This is a genomic window from Enterobacter cloacae complex sp. P1B, assembly GCF_014982345.1.
Lineage (GTDB): Bacteria > Pseudomonadota > Gammaproteobacteria > Enterobacterales > Enterobacteriaceae > Enterobacter > Enterobacter bugandensis.
In genome coordinates, this window is record NZ_JADCLF010000013.1 from 565,862 (window position 1) to 584,444 (window position 18,583).

Consider the following 18,583-nt stretch of genomic DNA (forward strand, 5'->3'; position numbering starts at 1 on the left):
GTGGGGCTAAGCTTCATCCGGCGCGTTTGTTTCCCAGCTTCGGTGAGCAACGCGCCACCAGAGCAGGACGGCGGCCAGCGCAATCGCGCTCAGGACACTGAATGCCGTCGCAAACGAGTAATGACCGGCGATCGTGCCGGTTAACGCCGGGCTCATGGCTGCCCCCACTCCCTGCATCAGCATCACCACACTCTGCCCGGCATTTACGTGCCCGCTTCCGCGCAGCAGCACCACAATAAACGACGGTACGACGACACCCAGGATCCCGGCGGCGAGACCGTCGAGAATTTGTACCGGGATCATCATTAACGGCGCGTCGGTCGATGCCGCCAGCGCCGCGCGCACCGGCATAACCAGCAGTGCCAGCATAATCAAGCGCCAGTAGCCGTAGCGTTCTATTCGGCCTGCAACCCAGATGGCAACGGGGATCATCACCGCCTGCGAGATGATGACGGTGCCTGCCGCGTACAGGCCAGGGTTGATCGAGGCGGGTGCCGCGGCCACCCTCATGCTCAGCATCGGCAGCAGTGCGGCATTCGCCAGGTGGAACAGCAGCAGCGTCAGCCCGGTCACAAACAGCGCCCGGTTTTTAATCAGCACCGCGAAGCCGGGGACAGGAACGCTACCTGAGGATGAAAGCCCTCGCGCCGCATCGTTATCAATGTCCCCGTTGCGGATGGCAAGCAGCGCGCAGAGCGTCAGCAGCGTCGTGCAGGTCATCAGCAGGAAAATCCCCCCGACGCCCCAGTACCAGGCAATACCGCCTGCTATCACTGCGGTGACAAAATTGCCGCCGTGATTAAACGCCTCATTTTTGCCCATCTGCGCGCTGAACCCGCGCTGGCCGGTCAGGCCCAGCGTAATCCCGGCGATGAGCGGCCCGACAAACGCCGCGCAGATGCCGGTGACCATTTGTGAGACGGCAACAACGCTGGTCTGCTGGCTAAACCAGAGCAGCAGCGTGCTCAGGGTGATCAAAGTGCAGAGCAGCGCCAGTACGGCGCGTTTGTTCCGCGAAGTGTCAGTAATTACCCCCGCCGGGAGCGTAGCCAGCAATCCCGCCAGCCCACCGGCAGTCATCAGGATGCCAATATCATCGGGGCTCCAGTGGGGTTCTGTCAGAAAGATACCGAGAAAAGGACCAAGGCCATCACGGACATCCGCAATGAAAAAACTTGTCAGGCATAACGCCCGCAGCGAACGAAGAGACATACTTCCTGCCTGTAAATTATCCGGCTCGCGTTTCGCGATGACCCGCGTCCAGACGATCGTACAATAAAATTAAAAATGTAGCGTAGCGCTGCTTATTGAAAATCAGATGACGGCCCAAAAGACCGGATTAACCGGGGAGGCTACTCGTCACACCAGCCTCCAACGAGCTGTAGCAAAATGTGAATAGCCGCCGGGAACATCAACAGGAAGAGTAAAACTGTCACCACAGCAATCGCCATCAGAAACTCCTTTTAAATTTTCGTTTTACGAAATCGTAGTCAGTATTTTTAATTTGTCACTGACGCTCGGCTATTTTCTTCATTATTCACGGGGACGCCCCTTTTTATTAGCGCCCCCGTTGCTGGTTTGATTAAAATTCGCGTTTAAAACACCGGAGCTTTACCTTTTGATTATGCTTTTGCTGCTCAAATAGCAAAGTTTTCCGTCATCTGCTTCAGTGCCCTGGACTGCTCGGTCAGCGCCTGCGATGCCGCTGCGGACTGCTCAACGAGCGCCGCATTACCCTGCGTCACGCCATCCATCTGGGTGACAGCAGCGCTGATTTGCATGATGCCCTGCATTTGCTCAACCGAGGCCATTGAAAGACTGTCCATAGTTTCTGCCAGCGTAGCCACGTTGCTCGCAGCCCGCAAAATCGTCTCTGCCGTTCTGGATGCCACCGACACACCGTTATCGACATCCTCAACGGCATGCTCAATCAGCGCCCCAATTTCTTTGGACGCCGTTGCGCTGCGCTGAGCGAGATTTCTGACTTCCGTCGCCACCACGGCGAAGCCACGACCATGCTCACCGGCACGTGCAGCCTCGACCGCCGCATTCAGCGCCAGAATATTAGTCTGGAAAGCAATCCCTTCTATAACGCTGGTGATTTCCTTTATCTTCAGGGCGTTAGCCGAGATATTCTGCATCGTTTCGCTCATTTCGCCCACGGCAGACTCACCTTCACGTGCCAGTGCTTCCGTCTTTCTTGCTGACGTTGCCGTATGCTCCGCGACCTCGGTATTGTTCCGAACGGTCATCGTCAACTGTTCCATGCTGGCGGCAGTCTGCTGCAACGCCGCCGCCTGCTCCTCGGTACGAGACGATAACTCCATATTGCCCTGCTCGATCTCACCGGCAGCCAGATCCACCGACGTCGCGGCCTCTTTGATTTCAGTGACAAGGGTTTTCAACTGGGTCTGCATGTTGTCCAGAGCCGCAAGCAGCGTGCCGGTTTCATCCATCCGGGTAATATGTATGGTTGATGTGAGATCGCCGGCGGCAATGGTGTTCGCCGTATTCACGGCCTGCTTTAGCGGTCGGAGAATACTGCGCGACAGCAAAATGCCCGTCAGCAGCGCGGTGACAACCGCCGCAATCATTCCCAGGATTATCATCATGCGCGTACGGAAGCGTTCTTCAGCCAGTCGGGTTTGACGTTCAGCCATAATGCGGTACTCGTCGTTCAGCGCTTGCTGAATAACACCCCGCATGGCGTCCATTTGCTCTTTTCCGGTATTACGCTCCAGGCTACTGATGAACGCATCCATATCTTCCCCCCCGCGGGATACGTTCTCTCTTCGCTGGATTAACGGCAGCGCAAATGACCTTTTCCATTCTTCTTCAAGCCTGGAGAGGGTGGTTAATTTTTGCTGCTGCGACGGGTTATCACGCGTAAGCCCTGCAATTTCGTCAACTTTGCTTTTAAACCTCTCATCCCCCTGCGTGAAGGGTTGAAGAACGTCCTGATTGCCGGTGAGCGCAAAACCGCGAATGCCGGTTTCCATGTTGATTAGGTTTTCGGTTACGGAGCGAAGGTTATCCACCACTTTATAGCTATGAACGTTGAGCTTGCTGACGGCAGTCACTCTGTCAAAGCTCAAATAGAGCAGCCCGCAGACGACTGACATTAAAACCACAATTGCGCCAAATGCTATGGTAAGCCGGGTGCCGATGTTGAGATTTTTAAACATGACTCTTCCTTAATAATTAGCATAGGTTCATCTTCCGGAGATGAATTTTAATAACGGCTTATTTTTTGTGGTTAATGGAAATGGGTTTCCACCACGACCACACCCATGCTAATCGGCAGAGAAAATTAATACTTTAGACTGGGATAAAAATATTAAAATCATCTTTTTGCGATGATTCTTATATGCAATAAAAGGCCATGCTTCAGTCAGCATAAATAATTAAATAAACTTGCGAGCATTATAAATTTGAGATTGGTAAAAGCGCCTAAATTTAAGCACATTTAATATAAATATATTTCAAACCGTTAGCAAATGTAAATTTTAGCTCTTTTTTTGACCATTTTCGGGCTTTCAGACCTTAAAAAAAAACCGGGCGCGGGGCCCGGTTATCTTCTTAGCTAAAAGTGACTTTATGCGCTCAGCCCGCGATTCTCCAGCATCGGTTCAATCTTCGGATCGTGCCCGCGCCAGCTGCGATACAGTTCAGCCAAGTCCGTACTGTTACCACGGGACAAAATCGCCTCGCGGAATTTCTGCCCGTTTTCACGCGTCAATCCACCCTGTTCGACAAACCACTGATAGCCATCGTCCGCCAGCATTTGCGTCCACAGGTAGGCGTAATATCCCGCAGCGTAGCCGCCGCCGAAGATATGGGCAAAGTAGCTGCTGCGATAGCGCGGCGGTACAGCGAGCAGATCCAGCCCCTCTTTTTTCAACGCGGCGGCTTCGAATTCTTCAACGCTCGACACGGCTTCGCTGATGCCGTGCCAGTTCATGTCCAGCAGCGCCGCACTCAGCAGCTCCGTCATGTCATAGCCCTTGTTGAAATGGGTCGCGTTGAGCATGCTTTCCCGCAGCGCGTCCGGCATGGGGTCACCGGTTTCGTAATGACGGGCATAGTGGCTAAACACCTGAGGATGGCTGGCCCAGTGCTCATTGATTTGCGACGGGAATTCAACGAAATCACGCGGCGTATTGGTACCGGACAGCGTGGCGAAGCGCTGGCTGGCAAACAGACCGTGCAGGGTATGGCCAAACTCGTGGAACAGGGTTATCACGTCATCCCAGGAGAGAAGCGCGACGCCGCCGTTACCCGGCTTTTGGTAGTTGCAGACGTTGTAGATCACCGGGCGGGCAGCAAACTCAAAGGACTGCTCGATGAAATTGCCCATCCAGGCCCCGCCCTGCTTGGAATCGCGGGCGAAGAAGTCGCCGTAAAACAGCGCCATGCCCTCACCGGTATGGTCAAAAATTTCCCATACGCGGACGTCAGGGTGATAAACCGGAATGTCGAAACGCTCCACAAAACGAATGCCAAACAGCTGGCTGGCCGCCCAGAATACACCGTCCTGCAATACGGTATTGAGCGCAAAATAGGGTCGAATCTGCGATTCATCGAGGGCATATTTCGCCTGGCGCACGCGCTCAGCATAAAAGGCCCAGTCCCAGGCCTGCACGGTGAAGCCACCCTGCTCGTCGTCGATGACCTTCTGAATATCGGCCTGCTCGCGTTCCGCGCGGGCGCGGGCGGCAGGCACAATGCCGCGCATAAATTCCAGCGCGGCGGCCGGGGTTTTCGCCATCTGGTCGGCGATGCTCCAGCTGGCGTAATCCTCAAAGCCGAGCAGACGGGCCTGGCGCGCCCGCAGCGCCGTAAGGCGCAGGATCAGCGTGCGGGTGTCGTTTTCATCCCCTTTCTGGGTGCGCGTCCAGCCGGCGTTGAACAGGTTTTCGCGCGTCTGCCGATTGCGCAGCGCGGCTAGCGCAGGCTGCTGTGTCGTATTCAGGAGCGGGATCAGCCAGCGGTCGTTAAGCCCTTTTTCCGCGGCGGCCTGCGCCGCGGCGGCAATCTCTTCGGCGCTAAGGCCTTCAAGCTGGTGCGCGTAATCCACCACCAGCCCGCCCGCGTTGTTAGCGGCCAGCAGGCGCTGGTTAAACTGGCTGGTCAGGGACGCGGCCTCGGTATTCAGCGCCTTCAGCTCGGCTTTTTCCGCTTCATTCAGGCGCGCGCCGGCCAGAATAAAGCGCTGGTACGTCTCCTCGACCAGCCGACGGGATTCGGCATCCAGCGCGGCGCGGTCCTGCCAGACGCTCTCGACGCGGGCGAAAAGGGTGTCGTTCAGCCAGATGTCGTTCGCCAGCGCGGCAAGTTCGGTGGAGAGCTGCTCCTCCAGTTCCTGCAGGTACGCATTGGTGTGCGCGGAGGTCATGGCGAAGAAAACGCTGCTGACGCGCGCAAGCATGACGCCGCTTTTCTCCAGCGCCAGCACGGTGTTAGTGAAGTCTGGCGCAGCGGTGTGAGAGACTATCGCCTCTATGTCCGCCCGCTTCTGGCGAAGCGCTTCATCGAAGGCCGGACGATAATGCTCGTCTTTGATGGTATCAAAATGGGGAGCCTGGTAAGGCAGCAGGCTGATGTCAAAAAAGGGGTTGGTGGCCGTCATCTTTCACTCCTCCGAACGAATATCTTCCCAGAGTAGGCCAGGCCGCCATCGCCTGCAACGCCGTCATACAAATGTTGCCTTAACGCACCCTCTGCGGGCGTGCTATGTTAGTACCACACAAAAAGCGTTGAGGAACAGTGAGATGATTATTTTAGTTACCGGGGCAACGGCAGGTTTTGGTGAAAGCATCACGCGTCGCTTCGTCGCCAACGGGCATAAGGTGATTGCAACGGGTCGTCGTCAGGAGCGCCTTCAGGAGCTGAAGGACGATTTAGGTGACAGCATCCTGACCGCGCAACTGGACGTGCGTAACCGTGCGGCCATTGAAGAGATGATTGCCAGCCTGCCGGCAGAGTGGCGTGCCATCGACGTACTGGTCAACAACGCCGGTCTGGCGCTGGGCATGGAGCCTGCCCACAAAGCCTGCGTTGAAGACTGGGAAAACATGATTGACACCAACAACAAAGGGCTGGTGTACATGACCCGCGCGGTGCTGCCGGGCATGGTCGAGCGCAACCGCGGCCACATTATCAACATCGGTTCTACCGCCGGGAGCTGGCCTTACGCGGGCGGTAATGTCTACGGCGCGACCAAAGCGTTTGTGCGCCAGTTCAGCCTGAACCTGCGCACCGACCTGCACGGCACCGCCATTCGCGTCACCGATATCGAGCCGGGGCTGGTAGGCGGCACCGAATTCTCCAACGTGCGCTTCAAGGGCGATGACGCGAAAGCGGATAAAACCTACGAAAACGCCAACGCCCTGACGCCGGAAGACGTCACCGAAACGGTCTGGTGGGTCGCGACGCTGCCAAAACACGTCAACATCAATACCGTGGAAATGATGCCGGTCAGCCAGAGTTTTGCCGGACTTAGCGTCCATCGTGGCTAAATAAGCCCTTCCCGGCCCGCGGGCCGGGTCTGTTTCGGGTCATAAAAGAATGGTAGTATGTTCGGGCTAACTCTCTGAGAAATGACAACTCATGGCCGCTGAATCGCAACTCAATCCCACCCAGCCCGTAAACCAGCAAATCTATCGCATTTTGCGACGTGATATTGTCCATTGCCTGATCCCACCGGGAACGCCGCTTTCTGAAAAAGAGGTCTCCGTGCGTTTTGACGTGTCCCGTCAGCCGGTGCGTGAAGCGTTTATTAAGCTTGCGGAGAACGGCCTGATTCAGATCCGCCCGCAGCGCGGCAGCTACGTGAACAAAATTTCGCTCTCACAGGTGCGCAACGGCTGTTTCGTACGCCAGGCAATTGAATGCGCGGTGGTGCGCCGTGCCGCGACGCTCATTAATGACAACCAGTGTTACCTTCTGGAGCAAAACCTGCATCAGCAGCGCATTGCGATTGACCGTAAACAGCTCAACGATTTCTTCCAGCTTGATGATGAGTTTCACCAGAAGCTGGCGCAAATTGCAGACTGCCAGCTGGCCTGGGATACCATTGAGAACATCAAGGCCACCATTGACCGGGTGCGCTACATGAGCCTCGATCACGTCTCCCCGCCGGAAATGCTGCTCCGCCAGCATCACGATATTTTCAGCGCGCTGGAAAAACGCGACCCGGACGGCGTGGAAAAAGCGATGACTCTGCATCTGCAGGAGATAGGCGAATCCGTGCAGCTTATTCGTCAGGAAAATAGCGAGTGGTTTAGCGAAGAGTGATATTTGCCGCCCTTTCCGCGGGCGGCGCCGTAATTAGCGAACGACTAACACCGGAATTGTGGCGTAGCGCAGAATAGATTCCGCATTTGACCCCAGTAGATGGGTGGTGATGCCCGGATTTTTTGACCCGATGACAATCACGTCATATTCCCCTTCTTTGCTCAGCTTGATAATTTCATCGCGGACGCTGCCAAAACGAACCAGAGTGTGAATATTCTCCGGGGAGATATCGAACAGTCGTTTTAACTCGTTCATTTTCTTCCCGGATTCTGCGCTCATATACTCTTCAAACTTTTTAATATCGGCGTTGAATCCGCGCAGCAGAGACCGGCTGCTGGCAGGCAGAATATTGACCAGGGTAATCGACGCGCCCTCGGCCTTCGCGAGGTTAGCCGCGTGGCGAACCGCTTTGTCGCTTAAATCCATTTCAAACACGTCAACAGGCATCAAAATCTTCTTATACATAAGCCTGACTCCTTATTCCGATGAAGGGTTATTTCCTGCAACCAGAATGGCATCGGGAATATAAACCAATCCTCAACGCTTCCCCGTAGAAACTATCAATAAGTGAAAATAACGGTCTGCTTTGTAAATTGCCGTCGTGAAGCGTCAACGCCCCATGTAATAAAGAAAAAAGTGTGAGTTTGATCAAAAACAAAAACATGACTGGCAGACAGGCGTATTTATAGTGCCCCGTGAACGGCAAAACCTGAAATAGCGCCGTAACGGAAAGTTTAGAGAGGAGAAAATACCATGATGACATACGACCGTAACCGCAATGCAATCACCACCGGCAGCCGCGTCATGATTAGCGGCACTGGCAAAACCGGCGTGATTAAGGCGATCCACAGCGACGGGCTGGATGCCGCGCAGGTGCGCCGTGGCAAAACGGTGGAAGTGGAAGGATGCGAAGGTAAGTTCGAACCAATTGAACTGATTCGTCTGGGTATGCACTAAATTGTGCGCCGACATGCCGCCGCGAACGGCGGCATGTATTGAATTACAGGTGCGACACGTACTCCGCCACCGTGGTCTTTGCCCCCTTCTGCAGCAGCGTCTGATACGCGCTCATCACGGCATCTGTGAAGGCTTTTTCTCGCGGCAACTCTTTCCCAAAAATGGTCTCAATGCCGAGCAGCGCGTTAACCCGGTTTTCCCCTTCGGCACTTCCCTTCACCGCCGCCTGAATCACCGCCAGCTGCGGATCGCTCACGTCGATGGCGTTACCCTGCTCGTCCACGCCGCCGACATAGCGCATCCACCCAGCCACGCCCAGCGCCAGCAGTGGGAAAGGCGTCTGGTGCACCAGGTGCCAGCGCGCGGGATCCAGCATCCGCTGCGGAAGCTTCTGGCTGCCGTCCATCGCAATTTGCCAGGTACGGTGGCGCAGGGCCGGGTTACTGTAACGGGCGATCAGCAGGTCAGCGTAGCGTTCTAAATCAACGCCCTTCACTTTCAGGGTCGGCGCCTGCTCGTTGAGCATCAGCGCGTGCGCGGCGACGCGATAGTGTTCGTCTTCCATACACTCATTGATGTGCTGATAACCGGCCAGATAGCCCAGGTACGCCAGGAAAGAGTGGCTGCCGTTGAGCATGCGCAGCTTCATCTCTTCAAACGGGATCACGTCTGAAACCAGTTCGGCTCCGGCTTTTTCCCATTCCGGACGCCCGGCCACAAAGTTATCCTCGATAACCCACTGGCGGAACGGCTCGCAGGCCACCGCCGCCGGATCGCGTACGCCGGTCAGCTGCGCGATTTTATCCAGCGTATCGGGTGTGACCGCCGGTACGATGCGGTCCACCATGGTTGACGGGAAGGTGACGTTAGCCTCGATCCAGTCCGCCAGCTCGCCGTCTACCGCCCGGGCGTACGCGCAGGTGACATTGCGCATCACGTGACCGTTCTCCGGCATGTTGTCGCAGGACATCACGCTAAACGCGGGCAGCCCCGCCGCTTTACGGCGCGCCAGCGCTTCCACCACCACGCCCGGCGCGGATTTCGGCTGATGCGGGTTTTGCAGGTCGGCAACGATGAAAGGATGATCGAGCATCAGTTGCCCGGTTGCCGGAGAGTGGCAGTAGCCTTTTTCGGTGATGGTCAGCGAGACAATCGCCACCTGCGGTTCACACATTGCCGCCAGCACGCTTTCCAGCCCGTCGACCTGCGCGTGCAGGGCCTTTTTGACTACGCCAACCACGCGGGACGTCCAGCCATCGGCAGACATTTCCGCTACGGTGTAGAGGTTATCCTGCGCCTTCAGGTCGGCAATCTGCTGCTCGCCGCCAATCAGGTTAACCTCACAGTACCCCCAGTCGCTACCGTGTTCAGCCGCGAGGATGTCCGCATACACCGCCTGATGCGCGCGGTGAAATGCGCCGAAGCCTAAATGTACAATGCGTGCTTTAAGGCTGTCGCGATCGTACTGAGGCAGCGTCGCGTTGGCCTGTAATAAGGTGTTTTCCATGATTAAGACTCGCTAATTAGAAAGCTGTGGATCGCTGCCGCCCCCAGTCCAGAGCGGCAGCGCCTGCTGACTACACCAACTAGAATGGCAGTCGGGGTAAAAAATTACTGCCATCAACCATACTGATACTGCCGTTTGAGTTTTTGATTTATATTAACTTTTGCTCATGTGGTGTGACATAAACAAAAAGTTGTGTGATAAATCACGAAAGATATAAACCACTAGCGTCGCGTGGAGACCGCGCCGTAACCCACGCGCTCTTTCGGCGTGGCCTCGGCGGCATCTTCAGCCGCGCTGAGGTCGCGGTCGCGGACTTCCGGCATCAGGAACGCCGAAACCAGCCCAATCACGGAATAGGCCACCAGCATGGCTACAATCGGCCACCAGGAACCCGTCATATTGCAGAAAATCCCCGCCAGTACCGGGCCAAAGCCCACCGCCACCAGACCGCCCGCCTCCTTGGAGATAGCCATACGGGTAAAGCGATTTCGCGAGCCAAACATCTCCGCCATGGTGATATTTTCCAGCGCAAACAGCCCCAGCACGGCGAAGTTATGGATAACGATGATCGAGAGCATGATTGTCCCCGGCGCATAGCTCTTATCGACGATAATCGACAGCATCGGGTACGCCAGAATAATGGCGGAGATATTGAGGATAATGTACGGCAGCCTGCGCCCCACTTTGTCGGAAAGCCAGCCCAGCAGCGGGATGGAGATAAACCCGAGAATAGAACTTATCATCAGCGCGTCGGTGGGAATCGCTTTATCGAACAGCAGCGTCTGGACCAGATAACCCGCGAGGAAGGTCTGAATCAGCCCCGAGTTGCCCGCCTGACCGAAACGCAGGCCGGTCGCCAGCCAGAAGGATTTACTTTTCACCATTGAACCCAGCGAGGTGTCCGGCTGCACGGTTTCTGCATTGTTTACTTTCTCAAAGACCGGGCTCTCCTTGAGGTTCATTCGCAGCCAGATGGCAAAGATCATCACCACGACGCTGGCAAGGAACGGCACGCGCCAGCCCCAGGCGAGCAGCTGTTCACGATCGAGGGCGAAGAACATAATGGCCCAGATCGCCGTGGCGCTCAGCGTCCCGCAGTTAGTCCCCATCGCCACCAGCGAGGAGATGATGCCGCGTTTCCCTTTCGGGGCGTACTCCGCCAACATGGTCCCGGCCCCGGAGATCTCCGCCCCGGCGCCCAGCCCCTGAATGATACGCAGCGTCACCAGCAGTACGGGCGCAAAAATGCCGATCTGCGCGTAGGTCGGCAGCACGCCAATCAGCGTGGTGCAGATCCCCATCATGGTGATGGTGATAAACAGCACCTTTTTACGACCAATGCTGTCGCCCATTCTGCCGAAGATAAATGCCCCGACGATACGCGCGATGTAGCCCGCGCCGTAGGTTCCCATCGCCAGAATCAGCGCCATCGCGGCCGACTGTTCCGGGAAGAAGATTTCATGAAATACCAGCGCCGCCCCCAGCGAGTAGAGCTGGAAATCCATAAACTCCAGCGCGGTGCCCAGCCAGCCGGAGACGGCGGCTTTCACCAGATCTGAGGTGGTTCTTTGAGGTTGTGCTTGCGTCATAATGGCTATCTCTAAAAGTAAGATGCGTACCACTGAGAGCCCGTCTCCGCGGGCTCTTAACCGCGTGTAGGGTTATTGCCCGAACGTCAGTAAAACCTTGCAGCACTGCCGCTGGTCTTTTTCAAACAGTTCGATGGCGTCTGTTACATGGTGATAGTCAAAGGTATGGGTGATCAGTTTTTCCGGGTCGATCAGCCCTTTTTCAAGCCAGTCGATGACGACCGGGAATTTGTTGGCATTGAGGCGCGAGGAGAAGATCGCCAGCTCTTTACCGGTAATCCCCTGCTGGGCTATCTGGCTCGGCTCGCTGGAGAAGCCCATCAGTACGATGCGCGCCGCCGGGGAAGCCAGGGTGACCGCCTCCTGCAAAATCGACGGATGACAGGCGGCATCAATAATCAGCGTCGGCTTGATGCCTTTTTCGTCCAGCGCGGCCTGCAGCGACTTTTCGCCGTTATTAAAGACCCAGTCCGCGCCGCTGCGCTGGGCCATGGCCAGACGCTCATTGATTCTGTCGACGACGATAACCTGCTTCACGTTGTAGACGCCCTTCAGCGCCTGTACGGTGACCAGTCCCATCGGCCCTGCGCCGTAGATCAGCGCAACGTCCTGTTCGGTAGGGCTAGCCTGCCCCGTCACGTTGGCGGCAATGGTGAAAGGTTCAACCATCACGGCGTGTTTATCCGGGATCGCATCCGGGATGCGCCAGGCATTTTTAGCGGGCACGGCGGCATATTCGCTGAATCCGCCGTCGCGGTGCACGCCCAGCACCACCAGCGAGGTGCAGACGTTAGGCTTGCCGACGGAGCACGGGTAGCAGTGCCCGCAGCTGATCACCGGATCCACCGAAACGCGCTCCCCTAACCGGGACGGTTCTACGCCCTCGCCCACGGCGTCGATCGTGCCAAAAAACTCGTGGCCAATCACGCGCGGATATTTTGCAAACGGATTATGCCCGCGGTAGATGTGGCTGTCTGACCCGCAGATCCCGGCCAGCTTGATTTTGACGCGGACTTCCCCTGCGCCTGGCTCCGGGCGCGGACGCTCTTCAATCACCAGATGGTTCGGCTGTTGAATCACTACGCTTTTCATCGTTTGCTCCTCGGTTACCAGTTCCACAGCGTGCCGTCTTCGAGACGGGCCACCGGCAGATAGGCCGGATCGTACGGGTATTTCGCCGCCAGCTTTTCATCAAACTCAATGCCCAGCCCCGGCTTCTCGCCCGGGTGCATATAGCCGTTATCAAAGCGCCAGCTGTGCGGGAAGACTTCCAGCATCTGTTCGGAGTATCCCATATATTCCTGCACGCCGAAGTTCGGCACCCACAGGTCGAAATGCAGCGCGGCCGCGTGGCAGATCGGCGACAGATCGGACGGGCCGTGCGAGCCGGTACGCACCTGATAGAGCGACGCGAAGTCCGCGATGCGGCGCATCCCGGTGATCCCCCCTGCATGGGTGATAGTGGTGCGGATATAGTCGATAAGCTGCTCTTCAATAAGCTGCTTGCAGTCCCAGATGCTGTTGAACACCTCGCCCACCGCAATTGGCGTGACGGTATGCTGGCGGATCAGGCGGAAGCACTCCTGGTTTTCCGCAGGCGTTGGGTCTTCCATCCAGAACATGCGGAACGCTTCGATACTCTTGCCGAAGCGCGCCGCTTCGATGGGTGTCAGGCGGTGGTGCATGTCGTGCAGGAGATGCTCATTGAAGCCAAATTTACTGCGCACCGCGTCAAACAGTTTTGGCGTGAAATCGAGGTATTTCTCGGTGGACCAGAGCTGCTCTTCCGGCCAGTCGCCTTTGGTGGCGGGCTCGTAGGCCAACCCCTTCCCTTTAGCCATGCCGTAGGTGGTTTTCATGCCCGGCACGCCGCACTGGACGCGGATCGCCTTAAAGCCCATCTCCTTATGGCGGGCGTAATCTTCCAGCACGTCGTCAATGGTGTGCCCGGTGGTGTGGCAGTAGACCATTACGCCCTCACGGGATGCGCCGCCCAGCAGCTGGTAGAGCGGCATATTGGCCGCTTTGGCTTTGATGTCCCAGAGCGCCATATCCACAGCGGAGATAGCCGACATGGTGACCGGCCCGCGGCGCCAGTAGGCGCCCTTATAGAAGAATTGCCAGATATCTTCGATACGGTGCGCGTCGCGGCCAATCAGCTGCGGGCAGAGGTGATCTTTCAGGTAGGAAGCAACGGAGAGCTCACGCCCGTTCAGCGTGGCGTCACCGAGACCGGCAATCCCCTCATCGGTGGTGATTTTAAGGGTGACAAAGTTTCGCCCCGGGCAGGTAACAAACACGTCAGCCGCGACAATCTTCATAATTCCTTTCCTTACATCGTTCGTTGTGATGACGGAAATTTACGCACTCACATAACTACCATACAAGTATGATGATCATAAAATCGGCTAACGATCACAAAAACGGTCGCCTGCTCGTCCCCCTAAAACCCATCATTTTGTGCCTGTTTCACTTCAGGTGACGATTCATTTAGGCAGCGTACCTGAAGATATCTTTTACTTTTCCATACCCGTGCCGCGGGTATGCCGTTATTGCTCTTTGGTGTAGAATCTGAACGGGGAAACTTGCTCATCTGCACCCATTTAAAAGGAAACGCTATGACTACATTAAGCAAACGCCTTTGTCTGACAGCCCTGCTGGCGCTGTCATCGTTCGCCTTTGCCGCCTCTGCGACAGCGGAAACCAGCAAGCTCATTATTGAGTCTGGTGACAGCGCGCAAAGCCGCCAGAACGCCGCGATGGACAAAGAACAATGGAATGACACCCGCAGCCTTCGTCAGAAGGTCAACAAACGTGCTGAAAAAGAGTGGGACAAAGAAGATGTCGCCTTTGACGCACGCGATAAGTGTCAGCAAAGTGCGAACGTCAATGCCTACTGGGAGCCGAACACCCTGCGCTGCCTGGATCGCCGCACTGGTCGTACGGTAGCCCCATAATGTCGGCGCCCTGTGACGTAAAACTCCGGCCGCTGGAGCGTGAAGACCTGCGCTTTGTCCACCAGCTCGACAATAACGCCAGCGTGATGCGCTACTGGTTCGAAGAGCCGTACGAAGCCTTTGTCGAGCTGTCGGATCTTTACGACAAGCACATTCACGATCAGAGCGAACGTCGTTTTGTGGTGGAGTGTGAAGGCGACAAAGCCGGGCTGGTGGAGCTGGTTGAGATCAACCACGTTCACCGCCGGGCGGAGTTCCAGATCATTATTTCGCCGGAGCACCAGGGGAAAGGCCTGGCCTCCCGGGCGGCGAAGCTGGCGATGGATTACGGATTTAACGTCCTGAATCTCTACAAGCTTTATCTGATCGTGGATAAAGAGAACGAAAAAGCGATCCATATCTACCGCAAGCTGGGCTTTATGGTAGAAGGCGAGCTGATTCATGAGTTCTTTATCAACGGTGAATACCGGAATACCATCCGCATGTGCATTTTCCAGCATCAGCATCTGGCCGGTCACAAGCCGTCAGGTGCCAGCCTGCTGAAACCAACCGCGCAGTAGCCTGCGCGGTTTCATTCTCAGTAATACTCAATCGTGTTTTTGATGGTGTACTTGCGCTCAACGGCGGGTTTGACGCTGTCGTCCGTGATCGTCAGATCGCAGCTCACCGGGTTATTGTGGCGATCGTAGTCGCAGCTCTGCGTCACGTTGCCCAGCGGCTTATCGTTTAACAGGCTCACGGCCGAGTAATCCATTCTTTTGCGCAGATCCTTAGACGGCGTCGACTGTACCGATAAATGCTGATCCCCGGAGACGGTGGTTTTGCCCAGCGGGTAGCCATCCGCATCGTAGCGGTACTTCACCTCCATCTCTTTACCATGTGCGGCCACCACGAAGCCGTTGTCGTCGGTATCCCACGTCACACCGGCTGACGGCAGTTCGGCCAGCTGGCATTTGCCCTGCAGCTTCACCTTACGCTGCTGGGTTTCTGCATCGATGTAGTAGTTTGCATCCAGCACCAGCGCTACGCCCGTGTTAGCCTCCAGGTCGTGCAGCTCCAGCGTATCGAAACACCCTTCCGCCGACACGGTGCCGGTGACCCGTTTGGACACTTCACCCTTCTCGTTGAACAGCGTCTGGGTAAAATCCTTGACCGGGCCGCGAAGAGGGTCGAAATCGAATTCGTTCGAAAAACTCGCCATCTCGGGCGTAAACGACAGCGGCGCGGAGTTGTTATCACACCCTGCGAGAGTAGCTGCCAGGAGCGTTATCGCTGCATATTTCTTCACATTCTTTACCAATACAGAGAGATTATTCCCAATCATATTAGCAAATACAGTTGTTTACACGAAGCCTGCTAAAATTAATCTCTACACAGAGAAAAGGAGCTACAGATGAAACGGTTACCCTGGATTACCGCCCTGCTGTTAATGAGTGCCTCAACGGCCGCGCTGGCGGCACCGGACTCCTGCGAGCGCGTGAAAAGCGACATTCAGCAGAAGATCATCAACAACGGCGTGCCGGAGTCAGGTTTTACGCTGAACATTGTGCCGAACGATCAGGCTGACCAGCCGGACGCTCAGGTGGTGGGCCACTGTGCCAACGACACCTTTAAAATTTTGTACACCCGTACGGGCAGCGGGGCGGCGTCCGGCAATCAGGATAATGCGCCGGCTGAACCTCAGTAAATAACCGTCAATCCCCTTTGATTTGACAAGGATTAATATTTAATACCTCCAAATAAGTAACACTCACCCCATCATTAGCCCGGTTATCGTTTCGGGAAAAATAATATGTAATCACAATGGTGGGGTGAGCCATGTCCGATATCGAACATCACGGCGGGATTAGCCGTCGAACACTCGTGAAATCTACGGCGATAGGTTCTCTGGCGCTTGCCGCTGGCGGAATTTCGTTGCCTTTTGGACTGAAAAGCGCCGCAGCCGCGGTACAAAATGCAATGAAACCGGCAGAAGATAAAGTGGTCTGGGGCGCCTGTTCGGTCAACTGCGGCAGCCGCTGTGCGCTGCGTCTGCACGTCCGCGATGACGAAGTGTACTGGGTCGAAACGGATAACACCGGTGAGGATATCTACGGCAATCACCAGGTCCGGGCCTGCCTGCGCGGGCGCTCCATTCGCCGCCGCATCAACCACCCTGACCGTCTGAACTACCCGATGAAACGCGTGGGTAAGCGAGGTGAAGGCAAGTTCGAGCGCATCAGCTGGGACGAAGCGCTGAACGTCATCACCACCAGCCTGAAAGACGTGGTCAGCAAGTACGGCAACGAAGCGGTGTATATTAATTACTCCTCCGGGATTGTCGGCGGCAATATCACCCGCTCCTCCCCTTACGCTTCGCTGGTGGCGCGCCTGATGAACTGCTACGGCGGTTTCCTGAGCCACTACGGCACCTACAGCACGGCGCAAATCGCCTGCGCGATGCCTTATACCTACGGCAGCAACGACGGCAACAGCACCTCGGATATCGAAAATACCAAACTGGTGGTGATGTTCGGCAATAACCCGGCGGAAACGCGCATGAGCGGCGGCGGGATTACTTACTATCTGGAGCAGGCCCGCGAGCGTTCTAACGCACGTATGATTGTCATCGACCCGCGCTACACCGATACGGCAGCCGGACGCGAAGACGAGTGGATCCCAATCCGTCCGGGTACCGATGCCGCCCTGGTGGCGGGGATTGCCTGGGTATTGATCGACGAAAACCTGGTTGACCAGCCGTTCCTGGACAAATACTGCGTTGGCTACGACGAAAAAACGCTGCCGGAAGGTGCCCCCGCTAACGGTCACTACAAAGCGTACATTCTCGGCCAGGGTGAGGACAACACGGCGAAAACGCCGGAGTGGGCCTCGCGCATCACCGGCATTCCTGCAGACCGCATCATTAAACTGGCCCGCGAGATTGGATCCGCGAAGCCGGCCTATATCTGCCAGGGCTGGGGACCACAGCGTCAGGCGAACGGTGAACTGACCTCCCGCGCCATCGCGATGCTGCCGATTCTGACTGGCAACGTGGGGATCAACGGCGGCAACAGCGGCGCCCGTGAGTCGACCTACACCATCACTATCGAACGTATGCCGCTGCCGGAAAACCCGGTCAAAACGCAAATTTCCTGCTTCAGCTGGACGGACGCCATCGCCCGTGGCCCGGAAATGACCGCTCTGCGCGACGGGGTGCGCGGTAAAGATAAGCTGGACGTACCGATTAAGTTCATCTGGAACTACGCGGGCAATACTATTATTAACCAGCACTCCGATATCAATAAAACCCACGATATTCTGCAGGACGAAAGCAAGTGCGAAACCATCGTGGTGATCGACAACTTTATGACCTCATCGGCGAAATACGCCGATATCCTGCTGCCAGATTTAATGACCGTCGAGCAGGAAGACATTATCCCTAACGATTACGCCGGGAACATGGGTTACCTGATTTTTCTCCAGCCTGTGACCGCGCCGAAGTTTGAGCGCAAGCCTATCTACTGGATCATGAGCGAAGTGGCGAAACGCCTCGGACCGGATATCCATCAGAAATTTACCGAAGGGCGAACGCAGGAAGAGTGGCTGCAGTATCTGTATGCCAAAATGCTCGCAAAAGATCCCACACTGCCGTCCTATGACGAGCTGAAAAAAATGGGCATCTATAAGCGCAAAGATCCGAACGGACACTTTGTGGCCTATAAAAAATTCCGCGAGAACCCGGAAGCCAACCCGCTGAAAACGCCCTCAGGCAAGATTGAAATTTATTCCAGCAAGCTGGCGGATATTGCGGCGACCTGGGAACTGGCAAAAGATGAGACCATCAGCCCGCTGCCCGTCTACGCATCCACCTTTGACGGCTGGGATGCGCCCGAGCGCGCACAGTTCCCGCTGCAGCTGTTTGGCTTCCATTTTAAAGCCCGCACTCACTCGAGCTACGGTAACGTCGACGTGCTGCAAGCGGCCTGCCGCCAGGAGGTCTGGCTGAATCCCGTTGATGCCGCGAAACGTGGCATTAAAAACGGCGATATGGTGCGCGTCTTTAACGATCGCGGTGAGGTGAGAATAGAAGCGAAAGTCACGCCGCGCATCATGCCAGGCGTAAGCGCCATGGGCCAGGGAGCCTGGCACGATGCCAATATGAATGGCGATCGTATCGACCACGGCTCGTGTATCAACACCCTGACCACGCACCGCCCGTCACCGCTGGCAAAAGGCAACCCGCAGCACACCAATCTGGTGCAGATTGAGAAGGTGTAAGGGGTGAATTCTATGACCCT

16 protein-coding genes are annotated in these 18,583 nt (G+C 56.2%); 7 read left to right on the forward strand and 9 right to left on the reverse strand.

What is annotated here, in order from left to right:
- Positions 1-6: 6 nt before the first annotated feature.
- From INF77_RS15510 to dcp, 3 genes are all read right to left on the reverse strand, one after another.
- Entirely contained in the window at positions 7-1,212 is a 1,206-nt protein-coding gene (locus tag INF77_RS15510; RefSeq protein ID WP_193531816.1) for an MFS transporter, read from the reverse strand.
- Between the two features lie 425 nt (positions 1,213-1,637).
- Positions 1,638-3,185 carry a methyl-accepting chemotaxis protein gene (locus INF77_RS15515; RefSeq protein WP_193531815.1) on the reverse strand — a complete coding sequence of 516 codons (1,548 nt, stop codon included), beginning with the start codon at positions 3,183-3,185 and terminating at the stop codon, positions 1,638-1,640.
- 410 nt (positions 3,186-3,595) lie between these two features.
- Positions 3,596-5,629 (reverse strand): peptidyl-dipeptidase Dcp, encoded by a 2,034-nt coding sequence (gene dcp, locus INF77_RS15520; protein ID WP_193531814.1) that lies wholly within the window; start codon positions 5,627-5,629, stop codon positions 3,596-3,598.
- Between the two features lie 142 nt (positions 5,630-5,771).
- Between dcp and ydfG the strand changes: the two genes are divergently transcribed.
- A complete protein-coding gene (gene ydfG / locus INF77_RS15525; protein WP_193531813.1) occupies positions 5,772-6,518 on the forward strand; it encodes a bifunctional NADP-dependent 3-hydroxy acid dehydrogenase/3-hydroxypropionate dehydrogenase YdfG in 747 nt (248 codons plus the stop codon).
- Between the two features lie 91 nt (positions 6,519-6,609).
- Positions 6,610-7,296 carry a GntR family transcriptional regulator gene (locus tag INF77_RS15530; protein ID WP_028013010.1) on the forward strand — a complete coding sequence of 229 codons (687 nt, stop codon included), beginning with the start codon at positions 6,610-6,612 and terminating at the stop codon, positions 7,294-7,296.
- 33 nt (positions 7,297-7,329) lie between these two features.
- Here INF77_RS15530 and INF77_RS15535 read toward each other — a convergent pair whose 3' ends face one another.
- Positions 7,330-7,761: a universal stress protein gene (locus tag INF77_RS15535; RefSeq protein WP_041910207.1), complete on the reverse strand. Its 432-nt coding sequence runs from the start codon at positions 7,759-7,761 to the stop codon at positions 7,330-7,332.
- 288 nt (positions 7,762-8,049) lie between these two features.
- Between INF77_RS15535 and ydfZ the strand changes: the two genes are divergently transcribed.
- Positions 8,050-8,253 carry a putative selenium delivery protein YdfZ gene (ydfZ, locus tag INF77_RS15540; protein WP_028013008.1) on the forward strand — a complete coding sequence of 68 codons (204 nt, stop codon included), beginning with the start codon at positions 8,050-8,052 and terminating at the stop codon, positions 8,251-8,253.
- Positions 8,254-8,296: 43 nt separating this feature from the next.
- Here ydfZ and INF77_RS15545 read toward each other — a convergent pair whose 3' ends face one another.
- From INF77_RS15545 to manD, 4 genes are all read right to left on the reverse strand, one after another.
- On the reverse strand, positions 8,297-9,760 hold the full coding sequence (locus INF77_RS15545) for a mannitol dehydrogenase family protein (protein WP_193031298.1): 1,464 nt from the start codon (positions 9,758-9,760) through the stop codon (positions 8,297-8,299).
- A 221-nt stretch (positions 9,761-9,981) separates the two neighbouring features.
- Complete coding sequence (locus tag INF77_RS15550) at positions 9,982-11,349, reverse strand: MFS transporter (RefSeq protein WP_193531812.1); 1,368 nt, start codon at positions 11,347-11,349, stop codon at positions 9,982-9,984.
- Positions 11,350-11,421: 72 nt separating this feature from the next.
- The gene (locus tag INF77_RS15555) at positions 11,422-12,441 is read right to left on the reverse strand and encodes a Zn-dependent oxidoreductase (RefSeq protein ID WP_193531811.1); all 1,020 of its coding nucleotides are present in this window, start codon (positions 12,439-12,441) and stop codon (positions 11,422-11,424) included.
- Between the two features lie 14 nt (positions 12,442-12,455).
- Positions 12,456-13,670: a D-mannonate dehydratase ManD gene (gene manD / locus INF77_RS15560; RefSeq protein WP_193531810.1), complete on the reverse strand. Its 1,215-nt coding sequence runs from the start codon at positions 13,668-13,670 to the stop codon at positions 12,456-12,458.
- Between the two features lie 297 nt (positions 13,671-13,967).
- On the opposite strand from manD, the gene INF77_RS15565 reads away from it, so the two are divergent.
- Both INF77_RS15565 and speG read left to right on the forward strand, forming a co-directional pair.
- The gene (locus INF77_RS15565) at positions 13,968-14,306 is read left to right on the forward strand and encodes a DUF1283 family protein (RefSeq protein ID WP_008502414.1); all 339 of its coding nucleotides are present in this window, start codon (positions 13,968-13,970) and stop codon (positions 14,304-14,306) included.
- The gene (speG, locus tag INF77_RS15570) at positions 14,306-14,866 is read left to right on the forward strand and encodes a spermidine N1-acetyltransferase (protein ID WP_041910220.1); all 561 of its coding nucleotides are present in this window, start codon (positions 14,306-14,308) and stop codon (positions 14,864-14,866) included. The genes INF77_RS15565 and speG overlap by 1 nt, the downstream gene beginning before the upstream one ends.
- 17 nt (positions 14,867-14,883) lie before the next feature.
- On the opposite strand, the gene INF77_RS15575 is transcribed toward speG, so the two are convergent.
- Positions 14,884-15,630, reverse strand: coding sequence for a YnfC family lipoprotein (locus INF77_RS15575; protein WP_032644870.1), 747 nt, complete (start codon positions 15,628-15,630; stop codon positions 14,884-14,886).
- A gap of 69 nt (positions 15,631-15,699) precedes the next feature.
- Here INF77_RS15575 and INF77_RS15580 point away from each other — a divergent pair, with 69 nt between their 5' ends.
- Positions 15,700-15,993: a DUF1161 domain-containing protein gene (locus INF77_RS15580; protein ID WP_028013000.1), complete on the forward strand. Its 294-nt coding sequence runs from the start codon at positions 15,700-15,702 to the stop codon at positions 15,991-15,993.
- Between the two features lie 131 nt (positions 15,994-16,124).
- Complete coding sequence (ynfE, locus tag INF77_RS15585; protein ID WP_048956356.1) at positions 16,125-18,563, forward strand: selenate/tellurate reductase subunit YnfE; 2,439 nt, start codon at positions 16,125-16,127, stop codon at positions 18,561-18,563.
- Positions 18,564-18,583 lie beyond the last annotated feature (20 nt).

What these genes read in the sequence shown, in the direction of transcription:
- INF77_RS15565 (WP_008502414.1), top strand. Translation starts at nt 13,968, where the DNA reads ATGACTACATTAAGCAAACGCCTTTGTCTGACAGCCCTGCTGGCGCTG.
- speG (WP_041910220.1), top strand. Translation starts at nt 14,306, where the DNA reads ATGTCGGCGCCCTGTGACGTAAAACTCCGGCCGCTGGAGCGTGAAGAC.
- ydfZ (WP_028013008.1), top strand. Translation starts at nt 8,050, where the DNA reads ATGATGACATACGACCGTAACCGCAATGCAATCACCACCGGCAGCCGC.
- INF77_RS15510 (WP_193531816.1), bottom strand. Translation starts at nt 1,212, where the DNA reads ATGTCTCTTCGTTCGCTGCGGGCGTTATGCCTGACAAGTTTTTTCATT.
- INF77_RS15550 (WP_193531812.1), bottom strand. Translation starts at nt 11,349, where the DNA reads ATGACGCAAGCACAACCTCAAAGAACCACCTCAGATCTGGTGAAAGCC.
- ydfG (WP_193531813.1), top strand. Translation starts at nt 5,772, where the DNA reads ATGATTATTTTAGTTACCGGGGCAACGGCAGGTTTTGGTGAAAGCATC.
- INF77_RS15515 (WP_193531815.1), bottom strand. Translation starts at nt 3,185, where the DNA reads ATGTTTAAAAATCTCAACATCGGCACCCGGCTTACCATAGCATTTGGC.
- INF77_RS15530 (WP_028013010.1), top strand. Translation starts at nt 6,610, where the DNA reads ATGGCCGCTGAATCGCAACTCAATCCCACCCAGCCCGTAAACCAGCAA.
- dcp (WP_193531814.1), bottom strand. Translation starts at nt 5,629, where the DNA reads ATGACGGCCACCAACCCCTTTTTTGACATCAGCCTGCTGCCTTACCAG.
- manD (WP_193531810.1), bottom strand. Translation starts at nt 13,670, where the DNA reads ATGAAGATTGTCGCGGCTGACGTGTTTGTTACCTGCCCGGGGCGAAAC.
- INF77_RS15575 (WP_032644870.1), bottom strand. Translation starts at nt 15,630, where the DNA reads ATGATTGGGAATAATCTCTCTGTATTGGTAAAGAATGTGAAGAAATAT.
- INF77_RS15580 (WP_028013000.1), top strand. Translation starts at nt 15,700, where the DNA reads ATGAAACGGTTACCCTGGATTACCGCCCTGCTGTTAATGAGTGCCTCA.
- INF77_RS15545 (WP_193031298.1), bottom strand. Translation starts at nt 9,760, where the DNA reads ATGGAAAACACCTTATTACAGGCCAACGCGACGCTGCCTCAGTACGAT.
- INF77_RS15535 (WP_041910207.1), bottom strand. Translation starts at nt 7,761, where the DNA reads ATGTATAAGAAGATTTTGATGCCTGTTGACGTGTTTGAAATGGATTTA.
- ynfE (WP_048956356.1), top strand. Translation starts at nt 16,125, where the DNA reads ATGTCCGATATCGAACATCACGGCGGGATTAGCCGTCGAACACTCGTG.
- INF77_RS15555 (WP_193531811.1), bottom strand. Translation starts at nt 12,441, where the DNA reads ATGAAAAGCGTAGTGATTCAACAGCCGAACCATCTGGTGATTGAAGAG.